At 65.4% G+C, this 21,776-nt stretch carries 14 protein-coding genes; 3 read left to right on the top strand and 11 right to left on the bottom strand.

Going from position 1 to position 21,776, the window contains the following annotated elements; genetic code table 11:
• Positions 1 to 170 precede the first annotated feature (170 nt).
• The 5 genes from KIH79_RS05535 to KIH79_RS05515 form a co-directional block, all read right to left on the bottom strand.
• The gene (locus KIH79_RS05535) at positions 171 to 2,357 is read right to left on the bottom strand and encodes a glycosyl hydrolase 115 family protein (protein WP_219058489.1); all 2,187 of its coding nucleotides are present in this window, start codon (positions 2,355 to 2,357) and stop codon (positions 171 to 173) included.
• A gap of 234 nt (positions 2,358 to 2,591) precedes the next feature.
• Positions 2,592 to 3,905, bottom strand: coding sequence for an ABC transporter substrate-binding protein (locus KIH79_RS05530; RefSeq protein WP_219058488.1), 1,314 nt, complete (start codon positions 3,903 to 3,905; stop codon positions 2,592 to 2,594).
• A 79-nt stretch (positions 3,906 to 3,984) separates the two neighbouring features.
• Positions 3,985 to 4,944 carry a carbohydrate ABC transporter permease gene (locus KIH79_RS05525; RefSeq protein WP_236023636.1) on the bottom strand — a complete coding sequence of 320 codons (960 nt, stop codon included), beginning with the start codon at positions 4,942 to 4,944 and terminating at the stop codon, positions 3,985 to 3,987.
• Entirely contained in the window at positions 4,937 to 5,869 is a 933-nt protein-coding gene (locus KIH79_RS05520; RefSeq protein ID WP_219058487.1) for a carbohydrate ABC transporter permease, read from the bottom strand. The genes KIH79_RS05525 and KIH79_RS05520 overlap by 8 nt, the downstream gene beginning before the upstream one ends.
• A 693-nt stretch (positions 5,870 to 6,562) precedes the next feature.
• Entirely contained in the window at positions 6,563 to 7,642 is a 1,080-nt protein-coding gene (locus tag KIH79_RS05515) for a LacI family DNA-binding transcriptional regulator (RefSeq protein WP_219058486.1), read from the bottom strand.
• A gap of 512 nt (positions 7,643 to 8,154) precedes the next feature.
• Here KIH79_RS05515 and KIH79_RS05510 point away from each other — a divergent pair.
• The 3 genes from KIH79_RS05510 to KIH79_RS05500 all read left to right on the top strand — a co-directional run bounded on the left by KIH79_RS05510 (position 8,155) and on the right by KIH79_RS05500 (position 14,263).
• Complete coding sequence (locus tag KIH79_RS05510) at positions 8,155 to 9,732, top strand: type 2 periplasmic-binding domain-containing protein (RefSeq protein ID WP_219058485.1); 1,578 nt, start codon at positions 8,155 to 8,157, stop codon at positions 9,730 to 9,732.
• 166 nt (positions 9,733 to 9,898) lie between these two features.
• Positions 9,899 to 12,151, top strand: a complete 2,253-nt coding sequence (locus KIH79_RS05505) for a glycosyl hydrolase 115 family protein (RefSeq protein ID WP_219058484.1) — start codon at positions 9,899 to 9,901, stop codon at positions 12,149 to 12,151.
• Positions 12,152 to 12,283: 132 nt separating this feature from the next.
• Positions 12,284 to 14,263 (top strand): rhamnogalacturonan acetylesterase, encoded by a 1,980-nt coding sequence (locus tag KIH79_RS05500; RefSeq protein WP_219058483.1) that lies wholly within the window; start codon positions 12,284 to 12,286, stop codon positions 14,261 to 14,263.
• 315 nt (positions 14,264 to 14,578) lie between these two features.
• On the opposite strand, the gene rpsI is transcribed toward KIH79_RS05500, so the two are convergent.
• From rpsI to KIH79_RS05470, 6 genes are all read right to left on the bottom strand, one after another.
• Entirely contained in the window at positions 14,579 to 15,070 is a 492-nt protein-coding gene (gene rpsI, locus KIH79_RS05495; RefSeq protein ID WP_219058482.1) for a 30S ribosomal protein S9, read from the bottom strand.
• 21 nt (positions 15,071 to 15,091) lie between these two features.
• The gene (rplM, locus tag KIH79_RS05490) at positions 15,092 to 15,541 is read right to left on the bottom strand and encodes a 50S ribosomal protein L13 (RefSeq protein ID WP_219058481.1); all 450 of its coding nucleotides are present in this window, start codon (positions 15,539 to 15,541) and stop codon (positions 15,092 to 15,094) included.
• Positions 15,542 to 15,912: 371 nt separating this feature from the next.
• A complete protein-coding gene (gene malQ / locus KIH79_RS05485) occupies positions 15,913 to 18,078 on the bottom strand; it encodes a 4-alpha-glucanotransferase (protein ID WP_219058480.1) in 2,166 nt (721 codons plus the stop codon).
• A 125-nt stretch (positions 18,079 to 18,203) separates the two neighbouring features.
• Entirely contained in the window at positions 18,204 to 18,890 is a 687-nt protein-coding gene (locus KIH79_RS05480) for an AbrB family transcriptional regulator (RefSeq protein ID WP_219058479.1), read from the bottom strand.
• 101 nt (positions 18,891 to 18,991) lie between these two features.
• Complete coding sequence (locus KIH79_RS05475; protein WP_219058497.1) at positions 18,992 to 19,630, bottom strand: IMPACT family protein; 639 nt, start codon at positions 19,628 to 19,630, stop codon at positions 18,992 to 18,994.
• Positions 19,631 to 19,650: 20 nt separating this feature from the next.
• Positions 19,651 to 21,048, bottom strand: coding sequence for a CapA family protein (locus KIH79_RS05470; protein ID WP_420829355.1), 1,398 nt, complete (start codon positions 21,046 to 21,048; stop codon positions 19,651 to 19,653).
• Positions 21,049 to 21,776 lie beyond the last annotated feature (728 nt).

Genomic DNA, 21,776 nt, shown 5'->3' with positions numbered 1-21,776 from the left:
CCATCGCGTGACCGGACCGTACCGTATCAAGCCGGCTTGCGATCTTAGCGTGTGTTTCACGTGAAACATATGACCGCTCACGCTGGCCAGGCGGTACGACAGCCGGGCGGTACACAGCCGGGCGGTACACAGACATGCGGTCCGCAGCCAAGCGGTACGGCCCGCGCCAATCAGCCGAGATCCTCCCACTTGACGAGCATGGCGTCGAACATCTCGTCGTCGGTCAGATGGTTTTCGAGGTTGAGCAGCGTCTTGATCTTCTGCTCCTCGCGGCTGTAGATGAAGTCGCGTTGCCACTGGAAGAAGTGCGGCCCGTCGCCCATCGTACGCAGATAGGCCATGAGCCCGGACAGCACCCACGCGCTCTGCGCGATGTCGGTCAGGCATTCGTTCGCGTAGTAGCCGCGCCACACGCCGTGCTCGCGCGCCAGCATCGCCTCGCGCGCCCGCCGGAACTCGCGCCGGGCCAGTCCCGCGTGGAAGAACGCGTGCTGCCAGTCCTCGGCGAATCCCTCCCACAGCGCACGGCACGTCAGATGCGTGGCCTCGCAGCAGTGGCGGTAGACGCGCGCATGCAGCGCGATCGAATCGTCGAACAGCCGTCGCGCCCGCGGCGACATGCCGGTCGCGGCCGCGGTGTCGCGATCGTCCAGCGCGGCGTACTGCGCGGCCCCGCGCACGGCGACGCGATCGACGACGGCGATCTGCTCGACCAACGGCACGTCGCCGGCCGCCCAGCGCATGTCGTCACAACTCGTGTTGCGGTCGCGCATGAACTGCGTGACCAGCATGCGCGGGCAGTGATTGAAGTACTGTTCGCCGGCGCGTTCGTCCCAGCGTTCGCCGTACGCGACGGCCGCGTCGAAGTAGCCGGCGTACGCGTCGGCCACGGCGTCGGCGTCGCGCTCGCCGTAATACTCGGCCGCGAACGCGCACGTGGCCGATCGCACGAACGTCGCCGAGACGGCATCGTCGACGGAGACGGCGTCGGATGCGCCGGCAAGCAGCGCACCGACCGATGCGATCGACGGTTCGGTCTCGTCGGCCGAACCCGACGCGGGCGTCACGGACGCGACCGGCCGGTCCGCATCGTCCAGTCCGGCGAGCCCGTCGCGCCACAGTCGCGCGATGAGCGAAAGGTAGTAGGCATGCGGCTTGACGTTCGAGGAGTTGATGATCCAGAACGCGTCGCCGCCGCGGGCGAGCACCTCGCCGAGCTCGCGCGCGATGCGTTCGGGGCGCACGGGCAGCGTGGTGATGTGGTTCGCGGCCTGCAGGTCGTAGAAGGACGCGTGATAGTAGATGCCCTGCGCGCCGCGGTCGGCGGGGTTCGGCATGGCGTCGATGCGCGGATTGTGGTTGCACTGCCGGCGCGTGACCATGCGGCCGTAGCCGTTGTCGGACCAGATCTTGATGACGTCGTCGGGCAGGTCGAGCACGCCCTTGCGGTAGAGTTCCAGCGTTTCGCCGTACAGGTAGACGCAGGTGCGCGCCTGCGGGTCGGAGTCGAGCACCATGCGGCGCTGGATGCGGATGATCTCGCTCATGAGCGCGCCGCGCTTTTCGTCGGTGTCGTAGGTCGGGTCGGAGTCCCAGAACGCGGAGTCGCCCTGGCCGCGGAAGCCGACGTTCCAGATGACGTGCTGGCCGCGGTGCGATGCGAGCGATTCCTTCCACAGGCCGATGAACAGGTCCTTGTGCTCGTCCCACGAGGGGTTGAGGTCCGGGTAGACGGAGGAGAAGAGGCGCGCGCCGAGCGGTTCGGCGTGGTGCTGGGCGATGCGCAGGCCGCGACGGGCGGCGGCCTCGGCGTGGTGCGCGGAGTTGTTGCCGGTGCCGGGAATGACCATCGTGCCGCCGCAACGCAGCAGCGTCTCGAACACCATCTCCCACGGCTGGTCGGGGTCGTTGTCGAGCCGCCAGCCCATGAGCAGCACTTCGTCGTTGACGAACCAGCCGCGGTCCGCCACGGCGAACGGCCGGGAGGCGAACGCGTAGCCGGCGGGCACGGCGACCGGACCGGGCTTGCGTCCGGCGACGGCGGGCGTCCAGTCCATCCAGAACCACAGGTCGGGCACGCCGAGCAGTTCGCGGCTGATGTGATACAGGCCGTAGATGAAGCCGAAGTCGTCGCCGGCGATGACGCGCAGCACGCCGCGGTCCGCGACGACGCGGTACATCCCCTCCCCCAGCGACGGATCGTCGGCCAGTTCGATGCGGGCGGTTGCGGTCGACGCCGGCGTCGCGTCGCCTCGTCCGCACACGACGCCGAGATCGCGGCGCAGGTCGGCGGCGGCCTGGCGTACGGCTTCGGAGCGGCCGTCCACATCGACGGGAGTGAGGGCATCAAGCAACATCGCAGTCACCTCTTGGGTAGGAAATCATTATTATCGATACGTATTTATTGATACGTATTTACTATATTCGGAAATCTCATTCACAACAAAACAGTTGCCGGTTCTTGCCGACGGCCCGCACGATTCGCGCGGGCCGTCGGCAAGTCGCGTCGGGATCATCGCTGGTTCGCGCGACCGGTCACAGGCCGGCCGGGCACGCGAACCAACGTCATCGGACCGCCGACGGGCGTCGGATCAGGCGCTGGCGATCGCGGTGTTCAGCTCGCTGATCATGGCCTTGGCGGCGTCGGCCGAGGACTGGTCGCCGAACATCACCTTCTGGCTGTAGCGGGCGATGATCTTGTCGAGGTCGGACGCGCCGTTCGGCGTGATGGACGGGGCCTCGCCGAGCGTGTCCTGGATCTGGGACGGGAAGTCGAGCGCCTGCTTGTCGGTGCCGGTCGCGGAGTCGGCGAGCGCTTCGCGGATCTTGTTGTTGGACGGGATGCCGCGGTCGGTGCTCATGGTCTTGCCGGCCGTCTCGTCGTTGAGCAGGTAGTCGATGAGCTCGGCGGCTTCGGCCGGGTGCTTGGACTGCGAGGAGATCGCCCAGTACATGCCGGGCTTGAGGTAGCCGTACTTGGCGTTCTCGCCGTCGTTCGGCAGCGGCACGAGGGTCATGTTGTCGGTGCCGGCGGCCTTCGCGTACACGGAGACCTGCGTGGACTGGGTGAAGATCATGGCCTGCTTGCCGGTGGCGAAGTCGCTTTGGTCGGTGGTGCCGGACGCCTGCTCGGCCTGATGGTCGGGGGTTCCCGCGATCTGGTCGCCGTGCGTCCAGTCGTAGGCCATCTGCAGGTAGCTGGCGAGCGTGTCCTCGGAGATCGCGACCTTGCCGTCCTTGAACAGGTTCTCGTTGTGCTGGCGGGCCCACAGCTGCAGGCTCATGCCGTTGTTGAGCGGCGCGATGCCGACGGTTTCGCCGTTGGACTTGTCGACGACCTGCTTGGCGAACGCCTTGAGGTCGTCCCAGGTCCAGTTGGACGTGTCGGGCGCGGTCAGGCCGAGGCTCTTGATGACGTCGTTGTTGAGTACGACGCCGAACGCGGTGGAGGAGACGGGGGCGGCGTACTGCGTGCCGTCGACCTTGCCCATGTCGCGCAGGGATTCGTCCATGCCGCTCAGGTCGAGGTATTCGGACGTGGTGTCGAGGTCGACGAGCGAGCCCTGCGAGGCGTAGGAGGCGAGGTAGAGCTCGTCCATCTGCATGACGTCGGGGGCGTTCTTGCCGGCAGTGTCGGTGGCGAGCTTGTCCCAGTAGCCGGACCAGTCGTTGTAGGTCATGTCGACCTTGATGTTCGGATGCTTCTCCTCGAAGCCCTTGATGACCTCTTCGGTGAGCTTGACGCGGCTGTCGGAGCCCCAGTAGCCGATGCGGATGGTCACGTCGCCGTCGGACGCCTTGACTTCTCCGCCCGAGGCGCCGACCTTGGTGCCGCAGCCGGACAGGGCGAGCGCGGCGGCGGACACGGCGGCGGCCGCGACGATCCACTTCTTCATGGACTTCATGGTTATCTCCTTTGATATTTCCTTATCGAAAACTTGGGTTGTTGGTGCTTGGTTGATGGTGGGTGACGCTCCGTCCGCGTCACTTGCCGCCGGTGGTGGCGATGCCTTCGACCAGATACTTCTGGCCGAAGCAGAACACGATGAACAGCGGGATCATGGACAGGACGGACATGGCGAACATCGGGCCGTAGCTGGACTTGCTGGTCGCGTCGATGAACGCGCGCAGGGCGATCGGCACGGTGTACAGCTTCGGGTCGGTCAGGTAGATGAGCTGGCTGAAGAAGTCGTTCCACGTCCACATGAACGTGAACACGGCGGTGGTGCCGATGGCCGGCTTCATGAGCGGCATGAGGATCTGCCAGTAGATGCGCCAGTGGCCGGCGCCGTCGATCTTGGCGGCCTCGTCGAGGTCGCGCGGGAGTCCTCGGATGAACTGGTAGAACAGGAAGGTGAAGAAGCCGTCCATGGCGAGGAACTTGGGCACGATGAGCGGGATGTACGTGTTGATCATGCTCAACGAGTTCCAGATGATGTACTGCGGGATGATGACCACGTGGATCGGGATCATGAGCATGAGCAGCATGAAGCCGAACATGAGCGGGCGGCCCTTGAAGTTGAGCCGGGCGAACGCGTACGCGGCCATCGAGCAGGTGATCACGTTGCCGACGATCGCGCAGGCGACGAGCAGCAGCGAATTGAGGAAGTAGCGGCCGAACGGCTGGCTCAGGCCGAACCATCCGTCGACGTAGTTCTTCCACTGCGGGTGCGATACCCACAGTCCCATGTTGGTGAAGATCTCGTTCGGCTTGCGCAGCGAGCTAGCGATCATCCACAGGATCGGGTACAGCATGATGAGCGCGATGGCGAGCACGACGAGCTGCTTGACGATCTGGATGACGATGTTGCGGACCTTGTTCTGGTCCTTGTATTCGGGGATGGACACGTCCGACGCGCCCGACGAGGACGCGGGGGCGGTTGTGGCGGACACGGCCGCGCGCTTGGCGGCCGGGGCCTTGAGGTTCAGTGTTGCGTCAGTCATCGTAATGCACCCAGTACTTGGAAACGGCGAAGTTGATTACGGTCAGCACGGCGACGATCACGACGAGGATCCACGCCATCGCGGCGGCGTAGCCCATCTTCATCGAGCCGAAGCCCTGCATGTACAGGTAGAGCGTGTAGAACAGCGTGGAGTCGTTGGGGCCGCCGGTGCCGCCGGAGACGACGAACGCCTGCGTGAACGTCTGGAAGCTGTTGATGATCGACATCACCAGGTTGAAGAAGATGATCGGCGAGAGCATCGGCAGCGTGATCGACAGGAACTGCCGCCACTTGCCGGCGCCGTCGACGCTGGCCGCCTCGTACAGTTCCTTGGGGATCTGTCGCAGGCCGGCGAGGAAGATCACCATCGGCGAGCCGAACTGCCAGACGTGCAGCGCCATGAGCGTGTAGTTCGCGGTGTCCGGGTTGGCGATCCACGACTGGGTGACGTCCATGCCGAGCAGGCCGAGCGCCTGGTTGAACAGGCCGTCGGAGCCGAAGACCATCTTCCACAGCACCGCGATGGCGACCGAGCTGCCGAGCATGGACGGCAGGTAGAACGCGGAACGGTAGAACGCGAGGCCCCGCATGCCGTGGTCGAGCACGACGGCGAGGGCGAGCGCGGCGATGAGCTGCAGCGGCACGGAGATGATCACGTAGCTGAACGTGACGCCGAGCGACTTGAGGTAGCGCTGGTCCTGCATGAGCGTCGCGTAGTTCTGGAATCCCACGAACCTCGGCGAGGTGAGCATGTTGTATTTGGTCAGGGACAGGTACAGGGAGACGATCATCGGGATGAACGTGAGGAAGAACGCACCGACGATCCACGGCGCGAGGAAGCCCAGCGCCGGTTTGGTGTCCTTCGGCTTGTCCTTGCCTTTGCCGCTGGACTTGACCAGCGTGGCGAATTCGGCTGCGTAGCTCATGCCGCGCTCCTTTCGCTGGCTGCGGACGGCTTGGGCCCGCTTGTGGTTCGCGAGGTCATCGACCTGCGCATGATGGTTGACAACACCGTCGTTCCTTTCTTCGCGGCAGCCTTTGCCGTGCGTTGCTTCGTTCCGTCCGCTGCGCCGCCCGTCATCGGACGGTTCGCGGATGCATTGCTTCGTTGCTGACCGGTAGCGCATTCGCTTGGCGGCCGTTCACCGGCCCACCTAGTAAATACGTATCGATCGATACGTATTTACTATAGCACGAAACAAACGGCAACTGGTTTGGCAATCCACAATCCGATGATCGAGTTATCGATAAATGCGTTCTTGCGCCATCGATACGTATCGATATATTCATCGACGCTCCGGCGTGTTGCCGCTTGTTCCAGCGGCGCACATCGGCCGAACCTTCGGCGATCCGCCCCGACAAGCACCCCATCAGCGCAGCGAACCACCGAACATCTTCCTAGATCACCACGCTCAGGCACCCCAGCGAGGCAACACAAACAGACCTCCGGCACTTTGCCTCACTGAGCACCCTCCCAGCGCAGCAAACCACCGAACATCTTCCTAGATCACCACGCTCAGACACCCCAGCGAGGCAACACAAACAGACCTCCGGCGTTTCACCCCGTTGAGAACCTTCCCAGCGCAGCGAACCACCGAACAACCAACCGAATCACCGCGCTACGCGCCCGCATCAGCATCAGCATCAGCGGCCATCATCGGCAGCGTCGTGCCGCGGTGGATGATGCGTTCGGGAGCTATGGCACGCACGACGGTCGGCGACGCGTCGCCGTCAATGCGCGCGACCAGCAGGTCTACCGCGGTCGACACCACGGCGTTGGGCCGCGTCGACAGATACGACAGCTCCGGATACCGACCTTGCGCGGCGACCGGCCCGATCGCAACGATCGCCGCGTCAGAACCGGGCCTGATATCATGCGCCACGCACCACCGCCGCACCATATCGCCCAGATCAACGCCGCGCATGGCGATCACCGCGCGCCGTCCCGCAATCGCGGCGGCCAGTTCGCCGCCGACGGCCGCGACACCGTCCTCCCCCTCGGCAGTCGGCACGATCAGCTCGACCCGCAGCCCCAGCCGTTCCGCCTCGCGCCGGCCGCTCGCGTACATCGTCCGTTCGACCAGCGGCAGCGACCGGCCGTCGTCCGGCTTGTCGCGCACCATGACCAGCGTGTCGCAGCCGCAGCCGGCCGCCTCGCGCGCGATGTCGGCCATGGCCGCATCGTAGTCGTAGTACACGCAGTCCGGTATCCGGCCCGCGCCCGGAACGGCTGCGTTGCCGACGAGCACGGCGGGCACGGCGAGCTGCGCGGCGCGTTCGACGCGCGGATCATGCTCGACGACGTCCATGATGACGAATCCGTCGCAGATCATGCGCTGCGAAAGCCGGTCGAGCGCGTTGTCGTCGTCGGCGAGCGTGTTGACGATGACGTCGTAGTCATGTTCGCGCGCGCGCCGGATGATGCCGGACAGGTACGGCAGCACGTCGTAGCCGGCGGTGTTCTCGTCCATGTTCTCAAGCAGCGCGATGGTGCGCGTGCGGGAGGTGCGCAGCGTGCGCGCACTGGCGTTGGGATGGTAGTCGAGCCGCTCCATCGCGTCGATCACCTGCCGCCGAACCGCGTCGGAGACCGGATAGTTGCCGTTGATGACGTGGGAGACGGTGCTTTGCGCCACACCGGCGAGCGCCGCCACGTCCTTGCTGGTGGGGCGTCTGCGCGCCTCGTTGCCTTTCGCCATGCTGGTACCCCCTGTCTAGCCCACGATCGCCGCCGCGCATCCGAACGTCATGCGGACAACCGTCGCGCGACCGTCCCTGTCATATACGACGGCATACGTATGCCCAGCGTACGCCGCCGTGCAGAACCCCGCTCCCGCAACGCGCGGACGGACATGTTCGGATGAGCAGCATCCCGCCGTCCTGGCGAAGAGGACTTGCCTCGCCGTGCAGACGACGGAACGGCGGCCGTCCGCCGCGGCCATCCAAACCGCCAGCCGCCAGCCGTCAAGTCGCCAAACCGCCAGCCACTAAGTCGCCTGACTCGCATACTGCGGCCCGGCCTCGCGCCCCGAGCCGCGCGTGTCGCCGGCTTGCGTTTCGCGAATCGTTGACCTACAGTATGAAATACGTATTTCAAGATACGTATTTCATAAGTAAGGCAGAACAAACCACTCGTAGTCAGTGCAGTCACGGGTGGCCGGCGGAGCAATCCGCCGAACGCGGAACGTACAGGGAAACGAAGGAGTATCCAATGTCTGCGAACAAGCGCATCATCACGGCCACGGCCGCAACCATAGCGGCGCTCACCGCGCTGGCCGGCTGCGGCAACGGCAACGCCGCCACCGACGCGAACGGCAAGCCGCTCGTCACGATCTTCAGCGTCCAGTCGGCCACCACGGCCGACATCTCCAAGCTCGGCCTGACCAAACCGCTCGAAGCGGCCTGCGACTGCACCATCAAATGGGAGGTGAGCCGCGACGCCTCGCAGAAGAAGAACGCCATGCTCGCCGCCGGCGAAATCCCCGACATCACGCTCAACCTGTTCAGCATCGACGACACCACGCGCAATCAGGCCGTGTTCGACGATCTTGCGCAGCATCTCGATCAGATGCCCAATCTCAAGTCGGCGCTCAAGGACAAGGCCATGAAGCATCTCGCCACCGACGACCAGGGCCACATCTACGCGCTGCCGGCCGACAACGGCAAGGACTACGCCACCTCCACCAGCCACCTGATGATCAACAAGCAGTGGCTCGACAAGCTCGGGCTGCCGGTGCCGCGCACGTGGGACGAGTTCGTCAACGTGCTTGAAGCGTTCAAGACCAAGGATCCGAACGGCAACGGCAAGGCCGACGAAATCCCGTTCACCGTGGGCAAGCTCGACACCAACGGCATCGGCTGGTACAGCCCGTTCCTGTTTCTCAACTCCACCGGCCTCACCACGCAGGTGGCCACCACGTCGGGCGCGGGCGGCTTCTACGCCAAGCAGGGCAAGGTCGGCAACGTCCTCGACACCGACAACATGAAAACCGTGGTCGGCATGCTGCACGAACTGGTCGAGAAGGGCCTGATGCCCAAGGACGCGCTCACGCAGGACTCGTCCGCGTACAACACGCAGCGCGCCGGCGAAGGCAGCACGGCCAAGGTCGGCGCCACGTTCGGCTGGTGGCAGTCCGACTTCGGCGACACGCTCAAGAGCCAATACATCGGTCTCGCCGCGCCCGTCGCGCCCGGCACCAGCGCCGACGACGTGACGTGGGACGCCGGCCGCGACGCCGCGCGCTACTTCGGCGGCAAGCTGTCGGTCGCCGCGGACGCGCCGAACAAGGACGCGATCTACAAGATCGTCGACGCGCTGTACTCCGAGAAGATGTCGGTGATCACCAAATACGGTTCCATCCCCGAATACGTGTCCGACGACGGCGATCACACGTACACGGTCAGCCCGAAGCGCTACGCCGACGTGTCGGTCGACCTGTCGCTCGGCTCCGGCGGCGTGTACGCGATCCGCGACGACATGACCATCAAGGGCGATCAGAAGAGCGACGGCCTGCTCGGCGTGGACAAGGCGTACACCGAGGACTATAAGCACATCGACTGGGACAAGGATGTGATTCCGATCTGGACGCGCCTGACCACGGACGAGGCCAACGAGGCCACCAACTACATGACCCCGATCTTCACGTACGCCGTGCCACAGCTCGCCGACTGGATCGTCAACGGCGGCGTCGACCAAGGCTGGGACGAGTACGTGAACAAGCTGCACACCGCCGGTCTCGACAAGGCCGTGGCCCTGTGGCAGCAGGCGTACGACCGCGCGATCAAGTAGCGCCGGCCCGCGACGGTGCCGCGATCAATCCGCCGCACCGCAACCAATCAGCGTGCCGTCGTCCGTCCCGACGACCTCCGGGACGGACGACGGCTCATGTTCGGTTCGCTGGCACGCACGCCGGCGGTTATCCGAGCATCATCACCCGAAAGGAACGTCAGTCATCATGAGCGTCATCATCACCGCGAATACCAAGATTCTGCCCGTACCGACGTCCGACGGCGGGCCGGTCGGCCGCAACCGCGGCTTCTCCCCCGCCGTCGCGGCCGCGGCCGACGCGGTGCGACGCGACATCGCGTACGTGTTCGGTTCGTGCGACGAACCGCAATCGCCCGACCGTCCCGCCGCGGACATCGTCGTGCGCATCGATCGCACGATGCCGGCCGAGCAGTACCGCGTCACGATCGACGTTCCCGCGAACCGGATCGTCGTCGCCGGCGCTGACGATCTCGGCTGCGTCTACGGCCTGTACACGATCAGCCGCGAGTGGCTCGGATTCGAGGACTTCTGGTTCTGGAACGACCAACGGCCAGCGCGCCGCGCTCGGCTGGAGCTCGCCGACGACGCGACGCTTGTTTCGAAGCCGGCAGCCGTGCGCTACCGCGGCTGGTTCGTCAACGACGAGGTATTGGTCGCCGCATGGAACATCGACAATGACAACGAACGCACGTGGCGCATGATTTTCGAGACCCTGCTGCGCGCCGGTGGCAACCTTGTCATTCCCGGGTCCGGGCAGAACATGGCCCCGCACTGGGATCTGGCGCGCGACATGGGCCTGTACGTGAACCAGCATCACGCGACGCCGCTGGGCGCGCGCCTGTTCGCCGAGGCGTATCCGGGCGAGAGGCCCCGCTGGCCTGAGGACCGCGAGCGCTACGAGGCGCTGTGGCGCGAGTCGATCGAACGGTTGCGCGGCGCGAAAGTGGTGTGGACGCTTGGGCTACGCGGCAACTGCGACGGCCCGTTCTGGGTGGACGATCCGCGGCACGCGACCGACGAGGATCGCGGTCGTGTGCTGTCCGAGGCGATGCGTGACGAGTACCGGCTGATCCGCGAAGCCGATCCGCACGCGCCGGTCAGCGCGTACCTGTACGCCGAATCGCTCGATCTGTACCGCAAGGGGCTGCTCGACCTGCCCGACGACGTGATCAAGATCTGGGCCGACAATGGATACGGGCGTATGCAGGTGCGTCGCAGCGGCAACTGGGACCCGCGCACGCCGGCCATGCCGCCGACCGGCGACACGGGCGCGAACGGCATCTACTATCACGCCTCGTTCTTCGACCTGCAGGCCGCGAACCACATCACGCAGATGCCCGAGTCCCCGGACGACATCGCGCGCGAGCTTGACACCGTGCTGGAACGCGGCGGCGACTCGCTGTGGGTCGTCAACTGCTCCAATGTCAAGCCGCACGTGTTCTTCCTCGACCTGATCGCGCGCATGTGGCGCGACGGGCGGATCGGCGGGGCGGACGGCGGCATCCGGTCCGCCGTCGACACGCTGCTGTTGGACTACGCACGCCGCTACTACGGAGGCGATGCGTACGCGAGCGCCGTGGCGCGGCTGTTCCGCGGGTACTGGGCCGCGGCCGCGAGCTATGGCCCGGAGTGGGACCAGAAGTGCGGCGAACAGTTGTTCACGTATGCGCCGCGCATGATCGCCACGCATTACCTGTCCGGCGATCGCGGCGAGGAGAACGATCTCAAGTGGCTGCATGACGGTCCGTTCGCCGAGCAGCTCGACTTCGTGCAGCGTCTGTGCGACGCGGCGTCGCGGCGGTACGCCCTGTTGGCCGCGAATTGCGAGCGCACGGCGCTGGACTTAGAGTTCGGTACCGCGTTTGGCGCGACGGACGATGATCGGTGCGATACCACGGTCGGCAGCGACGGGTTGATGGCCGCAGGCGCGACGACCGGCATCGGCTGCACGGAGGATGCCGACGATGCGACCGGCCTGCACGCCGCTCGGCTGATCCGCGATACGGTCGGCTTGCAGGCCGTGATCTATCGCGACTGCGCGCGCGGCACGTCGCTGGCGTGCACCGCCGTCAAGGAAGCACTTGCCAACGATTTCAAGCACTCGTTCTACCATGCCGGTCTCGCCCGCGAGCATTTTCTTGCGGCGGATGCGGCGATGCGCGCCCGCGAGCACGACGTGTGGCAGGGATTCTGGGCGAACGATTGCCTTGCGGACGTGAAATTCTCCGGTCAGGTCATGGCCGCGCTTATGTCGTATCTGCGCAATCGCGGAGACGGCCCGCACTACTACGGTTGGAAGCACGAGTTCTGCTACGCGCCGCAGTGGAGGAACGTGATCGTGGTGCTCAACATGGAAAACCACGAGTCCGACGACGAGATCTTCCAAGCCATGAAGCGCCGGTGGGGTGGCGGCGATCCGGTCAGCCACGTATCCGCATGACCATACCGACAGACAGCACAACCAGATAGCACAGCGAACGGGGAGAACGGCATGTTCCATCAAGGTTTTGCGTTTTCGGCGACGGAGGTTCCGACTGCGCTCCGCACGATGGCGGGCGATGGGTCGGCAAGCATGATTCGCGTAGCGGACGACGACGAATACGACGCGACGCGCGGGTACGGCTGGCTCGGCGAACGTGCGCGCCGGTGCGAACCATCGCTGTCGAACGCGGAGATCGCGGGCGGGTTCGAGCCGGGCGATCATACGTCAGGACAGCGACCATATGCGCAAGCCGCACCGACCGTCTCCTCCGACGATCCGCCCGTTCCGCGCAGCTTCGCCGTGCGCGTGCCGGCCGACGGCAATTATCGACTGTCGCTCACGCTGGACGCGGCTCGCATGACCGCGGGCATAGACGAGACGATCGTCGCGTACGTGCAGGAGCGGCGGCTCGTCTACCGTGGTCCGGTGCCGCCCGACGGCCACTTGCCGGACATCGTCGCTAACGTCGGCGCGTTCGTGCCGGACGCGATCGGCAAGTCCGTCGATCATCGGCTGCTGGTCGTGACCGTCGTCGCGCGGCGGCCGATCGTCGCGTCGTTGGACGTGCGTGATGCGAACGTTCCTACGCTGTATCTGGCGGGCGATTCGACCGTCACCGACACGACCGCGCATCTGCCGCTCCGCTTCGGCAGGTCGCACACCGGCTGGGGCGCGTCGCTGCCGGCGTTTCTGGACGCGGGCGTCGCGGTTGCGAATCATGCGCGCTCCGGCCTGAGCACGACCATGTTCCGTAACGACGGCCATTACGATCCGGTGCTGCGGGAGATGCGCGCCGGCGATGTTCTGCTGCTGCAGTTCGGCCACAACGATCAGAAGGATCCTTTGCTGCGCGCGGACGGCGGCTATACGGACCAGCTGGTGCAGTTCGTGCGCGAGGCGCGCGACGCGGGCGCGTATCCGCTGCTGGTGACACCGTTGGCACGCAACACGTGGACGCCGGACGGCACGTACGCCGATCTGCTGGCTGATTTCGCGAACGCTTGCATCACGCTGGGACGTCGGTTGGACGTGCCGGTGCTCGATCTGCACCGCGTGTCGATGGCGTTCATCACGGCGATCGGCGTGGAGGGCGTCAAGCCGTACTTCCGCCCCGGCGACGTGACGCACACGAACGAGTTCGGCTCGTATCTGGTGGCCGGAGCGGTGGCGCGGCTGATTGCGCACGTATGCTCCGATCCGTCGCTGCCGCGGGCGTATCGTGATCTGGCCGCGCACGTGACGGCCGGATTCGGCCCGTGGTCGCCGTCGGACGAGCCGGCTGCGGCGTTGGCTTCGATCCGCCGTCCGTCAGCCGCATCCATCGCGTCAGCCGCAGCCGGATCTCCAACCGAATCGACGGCACCGACCTCGGGCTTGGCCGGAACGTCGTCCTCCGCTCCGTCCGAGATCGATACGTCGGAAGACAGCGACGCAACTTCCACGCACGTCGACCAGTTCCTGCGTCCGTACGATCCGCTGGCCGACGCGACGAACGGCGACGATGCGGACGCCGTGCTGACCCGCGATCACGCGATCGCGATCGCGACCAGCGTGGCCGGACTGGTGCCGGTGTACTACTACGACGGCGGGCTGGCGGACGTCGATGCGGGCAATCCGTACGCAACGCAACTGCAAAGCGCGCTGATGAACGGGCTGATTCCGTCGTCCATGCTGTCCGACGACGGCGGCCGCTGCGACGGCAACGGCGACGATGAACACGGCGACCGTACCGCCGCCACTGGCAACGCTGTCAGTGATGGCGAACGATCGCACGCGTCGATGCAAGCTTCTGAGACAACCGCATCGACGATGGGCCGCCCGAGTCTGCACCCGAGCGAACCCGTCGATCTGGAGGAGATGCTGGTCCTGGCCGTGCGCGTCTGGCTCACCAAGCATGTCGCCGGACCGCTGCCGGCCGGCCCGTACGACAACGTGTGCACTCCTGCGAACCGTCGCAGCATCCGTCTGGCATGCATGCTGGGTCTGCTCTCCCCCGACGGCTCCGCCGATCTGCGCTCCCCCGTCACCGCCCGCACGGCCGCCGATCTGTTGCGCCGTCTGCGCGTCTGATCACGAATCGGGAAACCGGATGTTACGACGAAGCTCCAGTGACCGGTTTCTTCCATGCAGTGGCAGTTTTCGCCCGTTAACGAGGCTTGTAGTGACCGAAAACCGCCAACCAGCGGCAGAAACCGGACGCTAAGCCGTTTCTCCCGGAACATCCATACCCCTCCCCGGCGCGAGGTGGAACAGCATCCCGAGAACCTGCAATACGGGGAATCGAGAACCTGCAACACGGGGAATAAGGAAAGCCCCTCGACCCGAACGGTTGAAGCAACCGAACGGAGCGAGGGGCTTTCGCATATGCGGCAGAGCCGCGAAGGCTTAACGCTTCGAGAACTGCGGAGCGCGGCGAGCCTTGTGCAGACCGGCCTTCTTGCGCTCGACGACGCGGGCGTCGCGGGTCAGCATGCCGGCCTTCTTCAGGGCGGCACGGTTCGCGTCGCGGTCGATGGAGTTCAGGGCGCGGGCCACGCCGAGACGGATGGCGCCGGCCTGGCCGGTGGTGCCACCGCCGTCGACGAGGACGACGACGTCGAACTTGCCTTCGAGCTTGAGCAGGACGATCGGGGAGTTGACCTCACGCTGCTGCAGCTTGGACGGGAAGTACTCCTCCAGGGTGCGGCCGTTGACGGTCCACTTGCCGGTGCCCGGGATCAGGCGAACACGGGCGACGGCTTCCTTGCGACGGCCGGTGCCGTAGCCCGGAGCGATCGCGGAAGTACCGGTGCCAGCGCCAGCGTTGGTCTCGGTGGTGTACGAGGTGAGCTCCTCTTCGGTTGCCTGAACCGCGGAGTCGTTGGTGTTTTCAGCCATGATTCTCTATCTCCCTTCGGTTCACTTGGCCTGCTGCGAGACCTGAGCGATCTCGAAGACCTGCGGAGTCTGCGGGGTGTGCGGGTGCTCGGCGCCACGGTAGATGTGGAGACGATCCAGCTGCACCTTGGACAGACGGTTCTTCGGCAGCATGCCCTTGACGGCGGACAGGATGATGCGCTCCGGCTTGTTGGCCAGCAGCTCGGCGTAGGAATCGCGACGCAGGCCGCCCGGGCGACCGGAGTGCGAGTAGAGTTCCTTGCCCATCTTGTTGCCGGTCAGAGCGATCTTGTCGGCGTTGATGATGATGACGTGGTTGCCGGAATCGGCGTGCGGCGCGAAGGTCGGCTTGTTCTTGCCGCGCAGCAGCACGGCGGCCTGAGTGGCCAGACGGCCGAGCACGACGTCGGTCGCGTCGATGATGTACCAGTCGTGAGTCAGATCAGCTGGCTTCGGAGTGAAAGTTTTCACTGGTGTACCTTTTCTTGACTATTGTGTTCCGGGTTTCCGCCGCCCGACGGCGCACTTGGTTAGGGCACGCGCGACGAGAGCTTCGACCTCATTATCCGTGGGCTCCCTGAAAGTCCTCGATGGCGAGTGGGAAAGCGCTTTGAAGGACCCCTTAGGGAAACACAACAATCTACTAGTGTATCGCCGGCCTTGACATTTTTCCGGGCGTGTCGGGCGCATCGTCCGCCCGCCGGGAGTCCGGAATCGCGTTCGCAATGATGCACCGGAACAGCTGAAGGGGCGGCCGGAAACGCGAAGTTTCCGGCCGCCCCTCACATCCGCGACGCGACGCTCGGTTCGGTCACCCGATCGATCGCCGATCAACTGCCCGATCAGTCGTTCATGATCGCGGCGAGCTGCTGCAGCTTGCTGTTGTCGAACAGCTCCTCCAGCGGCACGACGTTGAGATGCTCGTCGGCCAACGGAATGCGCCAGTTCGGATACTCGTTGTTGGTGCCCGGCTGGTTCTGCGCGCGCTTCTCGCCGACGGCGTCGGTGATCGACGCGGCCAGCAGCTTGCACGGCGAATCCTGCAGCGCGCGGTACATGGCCTGAATGATCTTCCACTCGTTGGCCTGCTCGTCGGCCAGCAGCGACTCGTCCAGATAGCCGTTGTCGACCAGCATCTTCATCATCGCGCGGTGCTCGGCCTGCGCGGAACGTTCGAAGTCCTCCTTCGGGCCGGTCAGCAGGCCGAGCTGCTCGCGCAGCTTGACGTGCTCGTACTCGAGGTAGCCGGCCACCGGCGGCAGATCGTGCGTGTTCACCGAGGCGAGCGCGTACGGACGCCAATCGGCGGGCGCGCGGAACTTGCCTTCGAACTGCTCGAACCATTCGACCGCGCAGCCGAGAATGCCGTGCGCGGACAGCGAGTCGGCCACGTAATCGGGCACCACGCCGAGATCCTCGCCGACGACCACGCCGTCGACGCGCGACGCCTCGAGCGCGAGGATGCCGAGCATCACGTTCGCGTCGTAGTGCACGTACGTGCCGTCGGTCGCGGGCTTGCCGGCCGGGATCCACCACAGGCGGAACAGGCCGAGGATATGGTCGATGCGCACCGCGCCAGCCTTGGCGAACATGCCGTGCACCATGTCGCGGTACGTGCGGTAGCCGGTGCGTTCCAGATCGATCGGGCTCAGCGGCGGCTGGCTCCAGTCCTGGCCCTGCTGGTTGAACATGTCCGGCGGGGCGCCCACGGTCGCGCCCTTGGCGAAGCGCTCCGGATACCACCACACGTCGGCGCCGAGCGGGTGCACGCCCACGGCCATGTCGGACATCACGCCGATGCGCATACCGGCGTCGCGGGCCGCGCGCTGCGCGTCCTCAAGCTGGTCGACGGCGACCCACTCCATCCAGCGGTAGAAGTCGAGCGTGTCCGGGTACTGCTCGCGCAGCGCCTGGACTTCGGGCGAATCCTTGGTGTACGCCTTCTCCCAGTTGCCGTCCTCGCCGGTCGGTGCGCCCCACTTGTCGTAGCACAGGCACCACGTGGCGTAGGCTTCCAGCTCGTCGCCCTGCTCGGCCTTGTACGCGTCGAACGCGGCCTGGCGCTCCTGGCCGCGGCCGGCCTTGAAGATGAGCCATAGCGCGCCCATCTTGGCGCGCCACATGGCGTCGCGGTCGATGAGCTGCGAGTCGCCGTTGAGCGGCTCGACCTGCGAGCGCAGTTCGTTGACCTGCGCGGTCTGCTCGTCGCTCAGCAGACCGAATTCCTCGATCGCCTCGGGACGGATGTACGTGAAGTTGACGAAGCGGCGCGACACCGGCAGGTACGGCGACGGGGTGAGCGGGGAGACCGGCTCGCCCGCGTGCAGCGGGTTGACGAGGATGAAGTCGGAACCGGTTTTCTTCTTCGCGCCGACGAGCATGTTCTTGAGGTCTTCATAGTCGCCCACGCCCCACGATCCGGCGGAGCGGATCGAATACAGCTGGGCCATCCAGCCCCACAGGTGGCCGGACTTCATCTCGTCGAGCAGCGGGACGCGTTCGGGCGCGCTGATGAGCACGGCGTCCTGCGTGCGCTTGCCGACGGTGACGTGCAGCGTGTGATAGCCGGCGGGCAGGTCTTCGGGCAGCTGGACGGACGCGGTGGCGATGAATTCGTCGTTGATGACGTATGCCTGCGATCCGTCGCCGGCGCCGACTTCGATCTTGCCGGCGTACGCTTCGCCGTTTTCGAGCGTGATGCTTGCGGACGGCACGGTCAGGATCGGCGTGTTGACGAGCACGGAGTCGCGCTTGCCGACGACGTGCAGCACGGTGGGCGGCACGAGGCGGGTGCGGCGCTCGTCCAGCACGCGCTTGATGGAGTCGTCGATGGCCTCGTCGGTGGAGGCTGCGATGCCCAGGGCGGCGAGCACTGCCACAAGGACATCATCCTCGATCTCGTGGTAGTCGTTCGACATGCCGACGTAGCTCGTGGCCACGCCGACAAGCTTTGCAAGACGGATCAGCGGACGCGCCAGACGTTCGGCACTTTCGGTTCTCTCTGTCATACTTCCATAGTGTATGACTTGGCATGGGCCGCCACGCTCGGCAAAACGCGCAAAAAGTCGCGCGTTCGGGAATGTTAACCTTCACTTTTCCTGCTTGGGCGGGCATCGGATGCCAGCGTTTGCAGTCAGCCGCGACGCTTCGCCGCGGCCTTCGCCACCACCGGATCCGGATCGTTCGCCAGCCGTTCCAATGTCTCCGGGGCCGTGTTCGGATTGAGCGCCACCGCACGGCGCACCATCGACGTGAGCACGGCGGGCGCTCCCTGTTCGCTCTCCACGCCGAACCGGCTCAGAAAATCAAGCGTTTCCGCATCGACGTCCGGATTCTGGGCACCTTCGAGCCGCATCTTCCACGACGTGCGCTTGTTGCGCAGCGCGACGTCGCGCACTTCGGGCACCGGATCCTTCGTCAGCCGGCCGACCAGCCAGTTCTTGTCGTCCGTATTGGCCGCCACGGCCTTGCGTACGTTGGCGTCCGCGTCGACCGACAGCTTGACCAGCACGTTCGGGAACGGCATCGTTTCGGCGAGCATGATGCGATCCTCGACCGGCGTGTGCGCATTGCCGGCCACGGCCTCAAGCAGTGCGGTCGCGCGCGAGAACGCCGCCTGGTCCGACTTGTCCGGCAACGGTCGGCGCGCGAACTCGGACAGCTCGTCCGGATCGGAGGAATGGCGCAGGCGCTCGTACGTGGCGGTCAGCGGTTCGAAGTCGTCCGGCACGGCGTGCTGCCGGTCGGACCGGGCCGTCTGATCGGCGGTCTGGTCGATCGGCTGCCCGGCGGCCTGCGCGGTTTCGTTCTCATCGGTCATGCGTACCAGCATAGCCCGTGGCCGCTCCCCCGCCGCACGGCCGTTATCGAGCGGCCGCCGTCACGCGAATCATCGCAGACGCGACCGCTCTCACGCGACCGCTACAGCGCGACCGGCCGGTTCACCGTGTCCAACGGTTCCGGCGTGATCGTCGCGTTGAACGTCTCCCGCACGCGCGCCTCGAAATCGGCCGCGCGGTCGGTCGGCAGCGCGGCGCGCAGCGTCACGCGATCCGTGTACTGCTCGTCGTCGGCCAGCCCGTCGCAGTCGGCGAGCAGACGCTGGAACTGGGCGAGCTGCGGATACTCGAGCCACACCGCGTAGCGCGCGCACGGCACGATCCGTGCCAGCTTCGCCGCCTTGACCGCGATCGACGCGCCGGTCGAATATGCGCGGATCAGGCCGCCCGAACCGAGCAGAATCCCGCCGAAATAGCGGGTCACCGCGACCACACTGTCGGTCAGATTGTTCTGCCGCAGCACGTCGAGAATCGGCTTGCCGGCCGTGCCGGACGGCTCGCCGTCGTCGCTCATCCGTTCGACCAGACGCCCGTCCGAACCGCCGCACACCGCCGCATACGCGACATGACGCGACTTCGGATGCTGCTCGCGGATCGTTTCGACGAACGCGAGCGCCTCGTCGAGCGAGTCGATGTGGCACGCGTCGCCGATGAATTCGGACTTTTTCTCGACGAACGAGTCGTGCGCGGGCGCGTCGGCAACGTTCAGAATGGTGTGCATCGTCTGCATATCGGCTCAGTTTACTTGCTGGGCCGCTGTCGCGCGGCCTGTTCGGCGGTGATGTTCCATTCGCGCACGACGTTGCGATCCGCGCCCATCGAATAGATCACGTTCGCAATACGCTCGCGCACGGCCGCGTCCTGCGTCTCGTTCCAACAGGTGCCGTCGGGGTGGTCGGAGGCGAGCGAACACCACTGGTATTTGCCGCGCGTCTCGTTGGCGCTGGGCGTCCAGTCGATGCGGGAGACACGCCATGTGCCGGATTGGCCCTTTTTGCCGGCGAATTGGATGCGTGCGGTGACGCCCTGATTGTTGACGATCGTGTCGGGCCCGGCGGATTCGGTGACGGCGTTGCCGAGACCGTAGACGATCCACGTGCCGTTATAGTTTTCGATCGGCTGCGCACAATGGCAGCCGGCGCCGTAGATCACGTCGAACGCGCCCGTGTCGGCGAGCTCGTGCGCTTCGGAGACCTGCCACGAATCAGCGTAGTCGAGGTATTCCTGCACGGAGTGCATGGCGACGGCGACCACGTCGGCGCCCTGTTCGCGCGCGGCCTTGGCTTTGGCGACGGCGCGGTCGATATCGGACTGGTGATGCGGGTCGCCGCTTTCGCGCAGCCGGTCGACCTGCCAGTCCTGATCGGCGGTCATGCCGTTGAGCGAGACGGTGCCGGTGACGAGGCCGAGTTTGCCGCCGCCGGTCGGCGAGTCGATGACAAGCGGCTTGGTCGAGTCGGCCTCGGTCTTATACGAACCGGTTTGCGCGATGCCGTCGGCCTCGAGCGTGTCCCACAGACGGGCGATGCCGGCCGCGCCCTGATCCCACGAATGGTTGGTGGCGTGCGTGCAGGCGCGGTAGCCGACGTGCGCCGCCGCGTCGGCGACTTCGGGCGGAATGTTGAAGATCGGGTAGGCGGAGTACGGGCCGCCGCGTTGCGCGACGGGCGTTTCGAATTCGCAGATCGCGATGTCGGACGCGTCGATGTACTTGCGCATCGGCTCGAATAGGTTCGTGAAGTCGAACGCAGTGCCGTCGGTGGCGGTCGGGTTGACCGCGAACTGGTTCCACAGTCCGGCATGGAACAGCAGGTCGCCGTTGACGAGGATGGAGATGCAGTCCGTATCCGGGCAGTCGGGCGAGTTGCCGTGATGTTCGGCGGCGGGCTTGGGTGCGGATTCGGACTTGTTGAGCGCGCTTGCTCCGGCTGCGTTGTTGGTGTCGGTCGCGTCGCCGTTCGGCGATGCCTGCTGCTGCGCGGATGACTGTGCCTGCGTCTGCCGGTCGTCAAGACCGAACCAGCCGTTGCGCTGAGCCTGACCTGCGATCGCCCAACCGATTGCGCACATCAGCGCGACGGCCAGCACGATCAGCGGCAGAATCGGCGACGCGATGGTCGTCGTGCGACGACGATGCACCGCGTGGCGCGCATGGGCGGGGCGGGCGGAATTTCCGGAAACGTCAGCGGCGGAACGATGATCAGCTGCAGCAAGCCGAGCATCATCGTCGATCCGGCTGTTGCGCCGTGCGGCTCCGTTTCGCGTCCCGACATGGGCCGCTTGGTCTTCTTGATCGCGCGGACCATCATCCTGCACCGCATCTCCCATACGGCCCATGGCACACCTCATCTTCCATAGCGGCGTCGCCATCTTCAGCGACGTCGCATGCTGCTCTTTCTCTTGTGCCCTAGCCTACCGGCATTGGTCGCATGTTCCGTGAAACATTCCACACCGCAGTAATGGCAACAATCGTTTGACGTGACATTTTTCCGATATTTGTCTCAGAAATCAGACATCGTTCTTGGCGTTTCACGGACTCAAACCGGTAGAATAAACCACGGAGACGGACGGACAAGGGCGTACCTCCGGCTCCGCTTACTACGTAGTCAACGCCCGTTCCTTTCCCCCGAGCGGGGTCTTCCGTCACCTCCGTCCTTCGCCGCACATTGTGGTGCACGTAACGGCGTTCGCGCACCCGATGTGCGATTCCACGATATGCTCGAGCACTACTCGAGCATTACTTGCAATCTGAGAGACAGTTTCCACATTCCGCATGGTTCTACTCGAGCTCCGAGAGGCAGCCACAAGCAGGCATACGCCTGATTCCATGTTGGAAAACAACGCACTTCAACAACCAGCCGCAATGA

The organism is Bifidobacterium miconis (assembly GCF_019331735.1).
Lineage (GTDB): Bacteria > Actinomycetota > Actinomycetes > Actinomycetales > Bifidobacteriaceae > Bifidobacterium > Bifidobacterium miconis.
The sequence above is the reverse complement of the archived record's forward strand: the minus strand, read 5'-3'. Positions and strand labels throughout refer to the sequence as shown.